The sequence below is a fragment of the Streptomyces sp. NPDC033165 genome, from assembly GCF_055577965.1.
In genome coordinates this window covers 173,190-185,882 of record NZ_JBVIPK010000003.1, presented here as the reverse complement: position 1 = coordinate 185,882, position 12,693 = coordinate 173,190, and the positions used below count along the sequence as shown (strand labels likewise).

Below are 12,693 nucleotides of genomic sequence, written 5' to 3'. Positions count from 1 at the left end.
CCTGGCCTCCGTCGGGGAGACTGAGGGGCGACCGCTCGATAGCAAGGTGCTGGAGGATCCGTGGACCTGTCCTTGTCGACTCGCAATGTGTCCGGCCCTGGTGGCGACCGTACGGTCGTCGAGGTCGGTGGCGAGATTGATGTGTATACCGCGCCCAAGCTGCGCGAGCAGTTGGTCGAGTTGGTGAATGACGGCAGCTACCACCTGGTTGTCGACATGGAAGGTGTCGACTTCCTCGACTCCACCGGCCTCGGCGTGCTCGTGGGTGGCTTGAAGCGTGTCCGGGCCCATGAGGGCTCGTTGCGCCTGGTCTGCAACCAGGAGCGCATTCTCAAGATCTTCCGGATCACAGGTCTGACCAAGGTGTTCCCGATTCACACCACGGTCGACGAGGCTGTCGCCGCCACCGACTGAGGTCGGAGCGGACCGGCCCCCGGGCCGGTCGGCAGGCGGCGAACAGGCCGGCAGCGGCAGCGCATGGGCCGCGACGGGCGGGCGGTCGACCTTCGGGTCGGCTGTCGGCCTTGTCGGCTTCCGGAAGAGGAGAGCAGGGGTGCCGGGCCACAAGCCCGGGGCCCCTGAGGCGTACGCTCGAACGTTCGAGGGGGATGGCATGGCCACCGTTGAACTCCGCTTCAGCGCCCAGCCTGAACATGTCAGGACGGCCCGCCTGGTGGCGGCCGCCGTGGCGCGCCGGGCCGGCGTCGACGAGGCGGTGCTCGACGAGGTCAGGCTCGCCGTCGGCGAGGCGTGCAGCCGTGCCGTGGGGCTGCACCGTAGCCACGGCATCACCGATCCGGTCAGCGTCGCGCTGACCGAGGACGAGAAGGCGTTCTCCATCGAGGTCGGGGACAGCGTTCCCGGCCCCGGCAGCGACTCCGCCACGTCCAAAGCACGCAGCGGCGCCGGTGGGTCCGGGGCGGGGCTGGACGAGCCCGATCCCGAGACCGACGGTGAAGGCGAGGACGAGATGGGCCTCGCGGTCATCAGCGGCCTCGTCGACGATGTGGAGGTCCGCTCCGGTGCGGCCGGCGGGGTGATCCGCATGAGCTGGCCGACGGCCGATGCGGTGGCGCGTCCCTGAGGGAACCGAAGCCCTTTGCCCGGCGGAGACCCGCGGGCGGTGTTCAGTTTTCCGAGGCCCTGCTGAGCAGGGCCTTTTTTCTTGAGCCTCTTCGCGTAATGCGCTTGCTCCATTACTGCATTCGAGCAGGATCCCTCCGTTGATCTTTCGGCGTTGGGGGGAGAGCGATCAATTCTCTTCCCGCCCACTGTTTTGATCAGGTTCCGCTCCCTACAATCCGTCCACGTCTTGAGCGCTGAGCGTCAAGGAGGACGTATGGCGGAGTTCCTCACCACCCCAATGGCAGCACTGACGCAAGAATCCGCATTTTCCGACCGATCCGTCTCCCTCGCGGCGGCGGTACTCACCGGCGACAACCGGCTGATCATCATCGTGGTGGCGGCCGTCGCCGTCGCCGCGCTGGTCGTCGCCCAACTGCTCGTACGCCAGGTCCTGGCCGCCGGTGAGGGCACCGAACGCATGAAGGAGATCGCCGCGGCGGTCCAGGAGGGCGCCAACGCCTATCTGGCCCGGCAGCTGCGCACGGTCGGCGTTTTCTCCGTCGTCGTGTTCTTCCTGCTGTTTCTGCTGCCGGCCGACAACTGGTCGCAGCGCGCGGGGCGTTCGCTGTTCTTCCTGGTGGGCGCGCTTTTCTCGGCGGCGACCGGATACATCGGCATGCGGCTCGCCGTACGGAGCAATGTGCGAGTGGCCGCGGCCGCGCGGGAAGCGACTCCCGCGGAAGGCGAACCGGAAAAGGATCTCACCGCCGTCTCGCACAAAGCGATGAAGATCGCTTTCCGTACCGGTGGCGTGGTCGGAATGATCACGGTGGGGCTCGGCCTGCTCGGGGCCTCCTGCGTGGTGCTCGTCTACGCCGCCGACGCGCCCAAGGTGCTGGAGGGCTTCGGCCTCGGCGCGGCGCTGATCGCCATGTTCATGAGGGTCGGTGGCGGGATCTTCACGAAGGCCGCCGACGTGGGCGCCGACCTCGTCGGCAAGGTCGAGCAGGGCATCCCGGAGGACGACCCGCGCAACGCCGCGACCATCGCCGACAACGTCGGCGACAACGTCGGCGACTGTGCGGGCATGGCCGCCGACCTCTTCGAGTCGTACGCCGTCACGCTCGTCGCCGCGCTCATCCTCGGGACCGCCGCGTTCGGCGACTCCGGACTCGCCTTCCCTCTGATGGTTCCGGCGATCGGTGTCGTCACCGCGATGATCGGGATCTTCGCGGTCGCCCCGCGCCGCACCGACCGCAGCGGGATGACCGCGATCAACCGCGGCTTCTTCATCTCCGCGGTGATCTCGCTCGCCCTGGTGGCCGTCGCCGCCTTCGCCTATCTGCCGTCCTCGTACGCCGAACTGGACGGGGTCACCGACGAGGCGATCATCGGGCACGGCGGCGACCCGAGGGTCTTCGCCCTGGTCGCGGTCGCCATCGGCATCGTGCTGGCCGCGCTCATCCAGCAGCTCACCGGCTACTTCACCGAGACCAACCGCCGCCCCGTCCAGGACATCGGGAAGTCCTCGCTGACCGGACCGGCCACCGTGGTGCTCGCGGGCATCTCCATCGGCCTGGAGTCGGCCGTCTACACCGCGCTGCTGATCAGCCTCGGCGTCTACGGGGCGTTCCTGCTGGGCGGTACGTCGATCATGCTGGCGCTCTTCGCGGTGGCCCTCGCCGGGACGGGGCTCCTCACCACCGTCGGGGTCATCGTCGCCATGGACACCTTCGGGCCGGTCTCCGACAACGCCCAGGGCATCGCCGAGATGTCCGGGGACGTTACCGGGGCCGGGGCGCAGGTGCTCACCGACCTGGACGCGGTGGGCAACACGACCAAGGCCATCACCAAGGGCATCGCCATCGCCACCGCCGTCCTCGCGGCGGCCGCGCTCTTCGGCTCCTACCGCGACGCCATCGCCACGGCCGTCGCGGAGGTCGGGGCCGGAGCGGGCGAGCTGGGGCTGAGCCTGGACATCTCGCAGCCCAACAACCTCGTCGGCCTGGTCCTGGGCGCCGCGGTCGTCTTCCTGTTCTCCGGGCTCGCCATCAACGCCGTCTCCCGGTCCGCCGGGTCCGTGGTCTACGAGGTCCGGCGGCAGTTCCGCGAGCACCCCGGGATCATGGACTACTCGGAGAAGCCGGAGTACGGGCGCGTCGTCGACATCTGCACCCGGGACGCCCTGCGCGAGCTGGCCACGCCCGGGCTGCTCGCGGTGCTGGCGCCGATCGCGGTCGGGTTCAGCCTCGGCGTCGGCGCGCTCGGCTCGTACCTCGCGGGCGCCATCGGCACCGGGACGCTGATGGCGGTGTTCCTCGCCAACTCCGGCGGAGCCTGGGACAACGCCAAGAAGCTCGTCGAGGACGGCCACCACGGCGGCAAGGGCAGCGAGGCCCATGCCGCGACCGTCATCGGCGACACGGTCGGCGACCCGTTCAAGGACACGGCGGGCCCGGCGATCAACCCGCTCCTCAAGGTGATGAACCTGGTCGCCCTGCTCATCGCTCCGGCGATCGTGCAGTTCAGCTACGGAGTGGACGCGAGTCCCTGGGTGCGGGCGCTGGTGGCCGTCGTCGCCATCGTGATCATCGTCGGGGCGGTCTACGTCTCCAAGCGGCGCGGGATCGCCGTGGGTGATGGCGAGGCTCCGGGCGACGGCGGCCCCTCGGTCCCGGCCCCGGACCCCGCGGCGGCCCCGTGAGCCGTACGGACGGGCGCGTCGGCCCTACGTCCGGGTGACGTGGGGTGGCGAGCGACCGGGGCGGGGGCGGGCGGCGCAGGCGGATGCGCCGCCCGCCCCTCCGCGTGGGAGGCCTCGCCCGGTGCCGTACGTTCCCGATCGTGTGTCCGAATCTCGGGCCGAGTGGCGTCTCCCTCATTCCCCTTGGTGCAAATGGCTTCAAAAGCGTGCACATCGGATGACCGTCACCCGGTTGTCGTCCCCTCGGCGTGTAAGTTCCGGGGCCGAGAGCCTTGGAAGGGACCAATCCGGTGAACAAGAAGCTTGCAGCCGCACTGTCCGGCGGTGCGGTACTCGTACTGACGCTGTCGGGTTGCAGCGACGACAGCGACAACAAGGTGAACGACTGGGCCAAGAAGGTCTGCGACCAGGTCCAGCCCCAGCTGCAGAAGATCGCCAACGCCAACGCCTCCATCCAGCAGCAGACCGCGGACAACAGCAAGCCCGCCGATGTCCAGAAGACCGACTCGGCCGCCTTCCAGCAGATCTCCCAGGCGTACAAGTCGCTGGGCGCGGCCGTGGACTCGGCGGGTCCGCCGCCGGTCGACGACGGCGAGACCACGCAGAAGGAGGCCGTCAAGGAGCTCAATGACTCCTCCAAGGCGTACGCCGACCTCAAGACCCAGGTCGACGCCCTCGACACCAAGGACCAGGCGAAGTTCGCCGATGGTCTGAAGGGCATCGCCGACGAGCTGAACAAGATCAGCACCAGCGGTGACCAGGCGCTGAAGAAGCTTCAGTCCGGTGAGGTCGGGGTCGCCATGTCGAAGCAGAAGGGCTGCCAGAAGCCCACGGCCTCGACCGGAGCATCGGGCTCCGGGGCACCCGACGCCGGCGCGGACGCGTCCCCGGAGGCCTCGGCGTCCGCGGACAAGAAGTCGTAGCCAGCGTTCCGCGGCGGCCCGGACACTCGATGAGCGTCCGGGCCGCTGCCGTTGTCAGTGGGACCGGACACAATGGGTGGCGTGAGTAAGACCAGCCTTCCCGCAGCCGACCATGCCGCCGTCCTCCGCGAGGCCCTGCTCGCCGCGGACTTCACCGCCGACGGGCTCCTCGACCGGCTCGGCGCGCCCGCCTATGCCGCCCTCGCCCGCAGCGAGACGGTCCCCGCCCTGCGGGCCACCCGGGGCGGCACGCCGCTCGACACGCTGGTGCGGCTGTTCCTTCTCCAGCGCCCCGTCGCCCAGGAGCAGGCCCGTGCCGCCCTTCCGCTGGAGGAGTGCGTCGCGGACGGCTGGGTGACCGGTGAGGGCGGTGCGGGCGGTGAGGTCCGCGCGAGCGTCGACGTACGGCCGTACGGGGGGCCGGACGGCGAGGACTGGTTCATCGTGTCCGACCTCGGATGCGCGGTCGGCGGTGCGGGCGGGATCGGCTCGCGCGAGGAGGGTGTCGTCCTCGGCGTCGGCGGGGCCTCCACCACCCTCGCCGGGATCACCGTGCGTACGCCGGTGGCCTCCGCCCTCGACCTCGGTACGGGCTCCGGCATCCAGGCGCTGCACGCCGCCCAGCACGCGACCCGGGTCACCGCCACGGACCTCAACCCCCGCGCTCTGGACTTCACCCGGCTCACCCTGGCCCTGTCCGGCGCCGCCCCCGCCGACCTGCGCGAGGGCTCCCTCTTCGAGCCGGTCGGCTCCGACACGTTCGACCTGATCGTCTCCAACCCGCCCTTCGTCATCTCGCCCGGCGCCCGCCTCACCTACCGGGACGGCGGCATGGGCGGCGACGACCTGTGCCGCACGCTGGTGCAGCAGTCCGGGGACCACCTGAACGAGGGGGGCTACGCCCAGTTCCTCGCCAACTGGCAGCACGTGGAGGGCGAGGAGTGGCAGGACCGGCTGCGTTCCTGGGTGCCGTCCGGCTGTGACGCCTGGATCGTGCAGCGCGAGGTCCAGGACGTCACGCAGTACGCCGAGCTGTGGCTGCGGGACAGCGGTGACCACCGCAGCGACCCCGCCGAGTACGCCGAGCGGTACGAGGCGTGGCTCGACGAGTTCGAGGCGCGCGGCACCAAGGCCGTCGGCTTCGGCTGGATCACCCTGCGCAAGTCCGCCGCGGCCGCCGCAGGGAATCCCTCGGTCGTCGTCGAGGAGTGGCCGCACGCCGTGCAGCAGCCGCTCGGCCGGGCCGTCCAGGACCACTTCGCCCGCCAGGACTACCTCCGTGACCAGGACGACGCGGCGCTGCTCGCCGGGCACTTCAGCCTGGCCGCCGAGGTGGTCCAGGAGCAGGTCGGCCTGCCCGGTGCGGAGGACCCCGAGCACGTGGTGCTGCGTCAGCACCGCGGCATGATGCGGGCGACCAAGGTGGACGCGGTGGCCGCCGGGTTCGCCGGTGTGTGCGACGGCTCGCTGCCCGCCGGGCGGATCCTGGACGCCATCGCGCAGTTGATGTCCGAGGACCCGGTGCTCCTGCGCGACCGCACCCCGCAGGCGATCCGGCTGCTGGTCGAGGAGGGCTTCCTGGAGCCGGTGGCCGGGGGCACGAAGAGAGAGGGCCTCGGGTGAGGGCGGCGTGATCCGGATCGAGCTGGACGAAGCCACGCTCGGGGCCCCCGGATCGCTGTCAGCCCGCTGTGGGACGCGTTCTGCAGCATGCACCTCGCGCTGCCGCGCCGTGCCCCCTCCTGGCCGTACGAGCACTGGGTGGCCCGGGCCCGGACCTTCGCGACCGAGGGCGTCGACGCGCTCTTCGCCGGGCTGGAGTCCCGCGCCGCCTGGAAGCCCCCGGTGCTGGAGCTGACCAAGCACATCGAGGCCGACTACCGGGGCCGGTGAGCGGAGGCTGCTGCTGGTCCCGCTCGTCTTCGCCGAGGGATGCCGGCTCTACTCCACCGACGACCCCGAGGTCCTCGCCGTCTCCTTCCAGGCCCGTGGCGCCAGGGCCCCGCGGGAGCGGCCCGCCGAGCCGGGCGCGGAGAGCGGCGACCGCCTCGGACTGCTGCTCGGCCGGGGCCGTGCCTCGGTCCTGCGCCAGCTCGGCGGCCCCCTCACCACCGCCGGGATAGCCGACCGGCTCGGGCTCGCGGCGAGCACGGTCTCCGAGCACCTCTCGGTGCTCGCGGACGCCGATGTGGTGAGCCGTCACCGGGTCAGCCGCAGCGTCTACTACCAGCTCACGGACACCGGCCGGTCGCTGCTCGCCCTCCTCGCCGGTGAGGACGTGCTGCGCGCGGTGTCCTGACCGGTCTCGGACACATCGGTCCCGGAGCGCGTCCGGGGACGATTCGGGAGGGCCCGAATTGATGGCCGGGGGCGGGGCGCGTTCCTAGCGTCACCGCCATGCCAGCCATCAGAACCGCCAGGACTGTCCAAGCCGCCGGAGCCGCCGGAGCCATTGGAACCGTTGGAGCCGCCAGAACCGGTCACAGCTGGCAGAGCTGGCAGAGCCGTGCCTGCGGCACCGGCCATCGAGGCCGTCGGTCTCCGCCGTACCTACACCACGCGCACCGGATTCCTGCGGCCCCGCACCACCGAGACCGAGGCCGTGCGCGGGATCGACCTCCACGTGGCGCGTGGCGAGCTGTTCGGCCTGCTCGGGCCCAACGGCGCGGGCAAGACCACCACCATCAAGATGCTCAACACCCTCCTGCTGCCCACCTCCGGCACCGCCCGGGTGCTGGGCCACGACGTGGCGCGCGAGCCCGTTGCCGTACGACGCCGGATCGGTACGTCTTCGGCGGCGACCGAGGGTTGTACGACCGGCTCACCGCACTCGACAATCTCCGCTACTTCGCCGAGCTCCACGGCATCGAACCGTGGGACCAACGCCGCCGGATCGCCGAACTCCTGAATCTGGTCGGCCGCCGTCGGAGCCGGGCTGATGGGCATCTGGTCCTCGGTGCTGCTCGGTTCGGGCGGCGCGGTGCAGAACCAGCGCTGGCTCGGCACGCTGGAAACCCTGGTGGTCTCGCCCACGTCGCTCGCCCTGGTGCTGCTGCCGGTCACCCTCGCCACGGCCGTCATCGGGACGTACGCGATGGGGGCGACCGTCCTGTGGGGCGCGGTGCTCTTCGACGTACCGCTCGACTTCGCGCACCCGTTGCTGTTCCTGGTCGCCGTGCCCGTCTGCGTACTGGCCCTGGGGATGACGGGGCTGCTGCTGGCCGCCACGTTCGTCCTGCTGCGCAACGCCAACGCCCTGGCCAATCCGCTGGACGCGCCGGTGTGGCTGCTGTCCGGGATGCTCGTCCCGGTCACCGTACTGCCGGAGTGGGTGCTTCCGGTCTCCTGGGCGCTGCCCACCACTTGGGGGCGCGGGCCGTGCACGCGGCGACCTCCGGCGGGCCGGACGGAGTCGACGGAGGGGGAGGAGCGGGAGGAGCGAGCGGTACCGCTGACGTGCTCGTCCCCATGGCCGCCGCCCTCGCCCTCGGGGCGCTCTACGCGCTGCTCGCCGTGCTCGTCGGTGGAGCCATCTCGTACCGAGCCCAGTTCAGCTGGACGACCCCGCCCATGTTCATCGGAACCCTGCTGGTCGGGCCGCTGCTCCAGCTCCTCTTCTTCGTCTTCCTCGGGCGTCAGCTCCGGGTGGCCGACGACCACTTCTACCTGCTGGGCAACATGGTGCTCGCCGCCTCCACCGCGTGTGTCCACGGCGGCACGATGGCGGTCTCCAACGAGCGCCGGTACGGGACCCTGGGAGCGGTGCTTCTCAGCCCCCGCCACCGGGCTCCGCTCTGGATCGGCCGGGCCCTTCCCTATGTCCTCAACGGCCTCCTCATCAGCGTCTTCACCCTCTCCGCCGCTTCGCTCCTGCTCGGCCTGCGGATTCCGGTCGGCGCTCTGCCGGGGCTCGGGGCGGTGCTCGTAGCGGCAGCCGCCGGGTGCTCGGCGTTCGGGCCGGCGCTGGGCGCGCTCGGGCTGCGCTTCCGGGACGTCTTCCTGGTCTCCAACGTGGCCGGATCCCTGCTGCTCCTGCTCACCGGGGCGAACGTGCCGCGCGAGGTGCTCCCCGGCTGGATGCGGGCGACTGGATGCGGGCGATGGGCGACGCACTGCCGCTCACCCATGCCGTGGAAGCCGCCCGCGCGCTGGCCGCGGGCGGCCGCCTCAACGGGGGCTGCTCGGGACCGAGCTGCTGGTCGGCGCCGGGTACGGGCTGCTCGCCGTGCTCCTTCTGGCGGTCTTCGATCGGGGCAGCCGACGGCGCGCCACCCTCGACGTCATGTGACGTATGCGACGCGACCGCCAGGCCAGGACGCGACCACCAGGCCGGAGAGGGCCATGGGGGCCATGGGGGCTGTGGAGGCCATGGGGGCTGTGGGGACCGTGGGGCCATGGGGATGCGCCGCCCAGGCGAAGGCGTCGCCGCGTCGTGCGGCGGGGGAGTGCTGTTCACCCGGGGTTCGTGTGGGCGATGTCCCGGAGTGGCAGCCTCCCCGGGACGGTCACGACAGCCGAGGGGCATGACGAGGGGAACGACATGGAGAGTGTCTCAGCAGTCTTCGCCGGGACGGCTCTGACGCTGTTCGGCACCGCCCTCCTCATCTGGACAGGGGCGCGCGTTCTGCACCGCGCGCCGGTTGCGCACGGTGTGAGCCCCGTCGCCTCCACCGCACTCACGACGCTCTTCGGCGTAGTTTTCCTCGCCCTCGGCGTGTGGTGCTTCACGCTCGTCTGATCCCCGCCCCCGGCGGGGCGCGCCCGGGGCGGTGGGCCGCCCGGCGGGTACCGGGACCACCTCCGGAAACACGTACGTCAGGGCTTCGCGCGGCGCGGACCCGACGGTCCGGGCGGCAGGAATGGCGGAAGTCGGGTTACCGTTCGAGTGGCCGTTGCGGGCTTTTGCCGTTTGACACGGGGGCGGGTTGTACCGTCACACTCCGCAGCGACAGCACCGTAGGCAGCGTCTCGACGCTGCCCGGATGCCCATCGAGCGTCGACCGGAGAGAAGAGCGAAGTTGTCCCCGACCAGCGAGACCGCACAGGGCGGCCGCCGACTCGTCATCGTCGAGTCGCCTGCCAAGGCGAAGACGATCAAGGGCTATCTCGGCCCCGGATACGTCGTCGAGGCGAGCGTCGGGCACATCCGCGACCTCCCGAACGGCGCGGCCGAGGTCCCGGACGAGTACACCGGCGAGGTACGCCGCCTCGGGGTGGACGTCGAACATGACTTCCAGCCCATCTACGTCGTCAACGCCGACAAGAAGGCCCAGGTCAGGAAGCTGAAGCAGCTGCTGGCCGAGTCCGACGAACTCTTCCTCGCCACCGATGAGGACCGCGAGGGCGAAGCCATCGCGTGGCACCTCCAGGAGGTCCTGAAGCCCAAGGTCCCGGTCCACCGGATGGTCTTCCACGAGATCACCAAGGACGCGATCAGGGCCGCCGTCGCCAACCCGCGCGAGCTCAACCAGCGCATGGTCGACGCCCAGGAGACCCGCCGTATCCTCGACCGCCTCTACGGCTACGAGGTCTCGCCGGTCCTGTGGAAGAAGGTCATGCCGCGGCTCTCGGCGGGCCGTGTGCAGTCCGTCGCCACCCGCCTCGTCGTCGAGCGGGAGCGCGAGCGCATCGCCTTCCGCTCCGCCGAGTACTGGGACCTCACCGGCACCTTCGCCACCGGCCGTACCGGTGACGCCTCCGACCCCTCGACGCTCACCGCCCGCCTCAGCGCGGTCGACGGCCGCCGGATCGCCCAGGGCCGCGACTTCGGCCCCGACGGTCAGCTGAAGGCCGGGTCCGCCCAGACCCTGCACCTGGACGAGACGAACGCCCGCGCCCTGGCCGGCGCGCTCGCCGACTCCTCCTTCGCGGTCCGGTCCGTCGAGTCGAAGCCGTACCGCCGCTCCCCGTACGCCCCCTTCCGGACCACGACCCTCCAGCAGGAGGCGAGCCGCAAGCTGGGCTTCGGGGCCAAGGCGACCATGCAGGTGGCGCAGAAGCTGTACGAGAACGGCTTCATCACCTATATGCGTACGGACTCCACCACCCTCTCGGACACCGCGGTCTCCGCGGCACGGGCCCAGGTCACGCAGCTGTACGGGGCGAACTACCTCCCCGAGAAGCCGCGTACGTACGCGGGCAAGGTCAAGAACGCGCAGGAGGCGCACGAGGCGATCCGCCCCTCCGGCGACCGCTTCCGCACGCCTGCCGAGACCGGGCTCACCGGCGACCAGTTCCGGCTGTACGAGCTGATCTGGAAGCGGACCGTCGCCTCCCAGATGAAGGACGCGGTCGGCAACTCCGTCACCGTCAAGATCGGCGGCCGGGCGAGCGACGGCCGCGACGCCGAGTTCTCCGCCTCCGGCAAGACGATCACCTTCCACGGCTTCATGAAGGCGTACGTCGAAGGCGCCGACGACCCGAACGCCGAGCTGGACGACCGCGAGCGGCGGCTGCCGCAGGTCGCCGAGGGCGACGCGCTGTCCGCCGACGAGATCACGGTCGACGGGCACGCCACCAAGCCCCCGGCCCGCTACACCGAGGCCTCGCTGGTCAAGGAGCTGGAAGAGCGCGAGATCGGCCGCCCGTCGACGTACGCCTCGATCATCGGGACCATCCTGGACCGCGGCTACGTCTTCAAGAAGGGCACCGCGCTCGTCCCGTCCTTCCTGTCCTTCGCCGTGGTCAACCTGCTGGAGAAGCACTTCGGCCGGCTCGTCGACTACGACTTCACCGCCCGTATGGAGGACGACCTCGACCGCATCGCACGCGGCGAGGCCCAGTCCGTGCCGTGGCTGAAGCGTTTCTACTTCGGGGCGCAGCCCGGTGACGACACCTCCGGTGCCGGTGCGGCCTCCGACGCGGGCAACGGCGACGGCGACCACCTCGGCGGCCTGAAGGAGCTGGTCACCGACCTCGGTGCGATCGACGCCCGGGAGATCTCCTCCTTCCCTGTCGGCAACGACATCAAGCTCCGCGTCGGCCGCTACGGCCCGTACATCGAGCGCGGTGAGAAGGACGCCGAGGGCCACCAGCGCGCCGACGTCCCCGAGGACCTGGCCCCCGACGAGCTGACCGTCGAGCTGGCGGAAGAGCTGCTGGCCAAGCCCAGCGGCGACTTCGAGCTGGGCGCCGACCCGGTCAGCGGCAACCAGATCATCGCCAAGGACGGGCGCTACGGTCCGTACGTCACCGAGGTGCTGCCCGAGGGGACGCCGAAGACCGGCAAGAACGCGGTGAAGCCGCGGACCGCCTCCCTCTTCAAGTCCATGTCCCTGGACACGGTCACCCTCGCCGACGCCCTCAAGCTGATGTCGCTGCCGCGCGTCGTCGGCGAGGACGCCGAGGGCGTCGAGATCACCGCGCAGAACGGCCGCTACGGCCCGTACCTGAAGAAGGGCACCGACTCCCGGTCGCTGACCTCCGAGGACCAGCTCTTCGACATCACCCTCGAAGAGGCCCTCGCGATCTACGCCCAGCCCAAGCAGCGCGGCCGGGCCGCCGCCAAGCCGCCGCTGAAGGAGCTGGGCACCGACCCGGTGAGCGGTTCGCCGGTCGTGGTGAAGGACGGCCGCTTCGGCGCGTACGTCACCGACGGCGAGACCAACGCGACGCTGCGGACCGGTGACAGCGTCGAGGAGATCACGCCGGAGCGCGGCTACGAGCTGCTCGCCGAGAAGCGCGCCAAGGGACCCGCCAAGAAGAAGACGGCGAAGAAGGCCCCGGCGAAGAAGGCGACGGCCAAGAAGGCGGCCGCGAAGAAGACGACGGCCGCCAAGACCACGGCCGCGAAGAAGACCGCGGCGAAGAAGACGACGGCCAAGAAGGCGACGGCCACCAAGACGGCCGCCAAGAAGACGACGGCGAAGAAGACGGCCTCGGCCTCTTCCGCCGCTTCGTCGGACGACTGACAGGGGCCCGTCACCTCCGCACCCACACCGCCACCGCCACCGCCGCCGCATACGCGTCACGGCGTACCCGCACCGCCATCGGGCACGCGCA

The 12,693-nt window shown here is 70.9% G+C and carries 11 protein-coding genes and 1 pseudogene; all 12 read left to right on the top strand.

All coding sequences use genetic code 11. The features are described 5' to 3' along the window. The first annotated feature begins 60 nt into the window (after positions 1-60). The 12 genes and pseudogenes from ACZ5WC_RS08575 to topA all read left to right on the top strand — a co-directional run bounded on the left by ACZ5WC_RS08575 (position 61) and on the right by topA (position 12,602). Entirely contained in the window at positions 61-414 is a 354-nt protein-coding gene (locus ACZ5WC_RS08575; RefSeq protein WP_003967428.1) for an STAS domain-containing protein, read from the top strand. Positions 415-613: 199 nt separating this feature from the next. Further along, positions 614-1,084, top strand: coding sequence for an ATP-binding protein (locus ACZ5WC_RS08570; protein WP_468540111.1), 471 nt, complete (start codon positions 614-616; stop codon positions 1,082-1,084). Positions 1,085-1,339: 255 nt separating this feature from the next. After that, entirely contained in the window at positions 1,340-3,769 is a 2,430-nt protein-coding gene (locus ACZ5WC_RS08565) for a sodium-translocating pyrophosphatase (protein WP_468540110.1), read from the top strand. Positions 3,770-4,059: 290 nt separating this feature from the next. After that, positions 4,060-4,692: a small secreted protein gene (locus ACZ5WC_RS08560; protein ID WP_096622951.1), complete on the top strand. Its 633-nt coding sequence runs from the start codon at positions 4,060-4,062 to the stop codon at positions 4,690-4,692. An 81-nt stretch (positions 4,693-4,773) separates the two neighbouring features. Then, positions 4,774-6,315 carry a DUF7059 domain-containing protein gene (locus ACZ5WC_RS08555; protein WP_468540109.1) on the top strand — a complete coding sequence of 514 codons (1,542 nt, stop codon included), beginning with the start codon at positions 4,774-4,776 and terminating at the stop codon, positions 6,313-6,315. 87 nt (positions 6,316-6,402) lie between these two features. Further along, the gene (locus tag ACZ5WC_RS08550; protein ID WP_468540108.1) at positions 6,403-6,585 is read left to right on the top strand and encodes a hypothetical protein; all 183 of its coding nucleotides are present in this window, start codon (positions 6,403-6,405) and stop codon (positions 6,583-6,585) included. 7 nt (positions 6,586-6,592) lie between these two features. Beyond that, a complete protein-coding gene (locus ACZ5WC_RS08545) occupies positions 6,593-6,991 on the top strand; it encodes a helix-turn-helix domain-containing protein (protein ID WP_468540534.1) in 399 nt (132 codons plus the stop codon). 207 nt (positions 6,992-7,198) lie between these two features. Beyond that, complete coding sequence (locus ACZ5WC_RS08540; protein ID WP_468540107.1) at positions 7,199-7,600, top strand: ATP-binding cassette domain-containing protein; 402 nt, start codon at positions 7,199-7,201, stop codon at positions 7,598-7,600. A gap of 30 nt (positions 7,601-7,630) precedes the next feature. After that, positions 7,631-8,002, top strand: a pseudogene (locus ACZ5WC_RS08535) (ABC transporter permease); the annotation flags it as partial. A 146-nt stretch (positions 8,003-8,148) separates the two neighbouring features. Then, on the top strand, positions 8,149-9,219 hold the full coding sequence (locus tag ACZ5WC_RS08530) for an ABC transporter permease (protein ID WP_468540106.1): 1,071 nt from the start codon (positions 8,149-8,151) through the stop codon (positions 9,217-9,219). Positions 9,220-9,232: 13 nt separating this feature from the next. Further along, positions 9,233-9,430, top strand: coding sequence for a hypothetical protein (locus tag ACZ5WC_RS08525; protein ID WP_468540105.1), 198 nt, complete (start codon positions 9,233-9,235; stop codon positions 9,428-9,430). Positions 9,431-9,710: 280 nt separating this feature from the next. After that, the gene (topA, locus tag ACZ5WC_RS08520) at positions 9,711-12,602 is read left to right on the top strand and encodes a type I DNA topoisomerase (RefSeq protein WP_468540104.1); all 2,892 of its coding nucleotides are present in this window, start codon (positions 9,711-9,713) and stop codon (positions 12,600-12,602) included. Positions 12,603-12,693 lie beyond the last annotated feature (91 nt).

Excerpts from the sequence above, each read along its gene's own strand:
- ACZ5WC_RS08565 (WP_468540110.1), top strand. The coding sequence starts at position 1,340 with ATGGCGGAGTTCCTCACCACCCCAATGGCAGCACTGACGCAAGAATCC.
- ACZ5WC_RS08525 (WP_468540105.1), top strand. The coding sequence starts at position 9,233 with ATGGAGAGTGTCTCAGCAGTCTTCGCCGGGACGGCTCTGACGCTGTTC.
- ACZ5WC_RS08550 (WP_468540108.1), top strand. The coding sequence starts at position 6,403 with ATGCACCTCGCGCTGCCGCGCCGTGCCCCCTCCTGGCCGTACGAGCAC.
- ACZ5WC_RS08570 (WP_468540111.1), top strand. The coding sequence starts at position 614 with ATGGCCACCGTTGAACTCCGCTTCAGCGCCCAGCCTGAACATGTCAGG.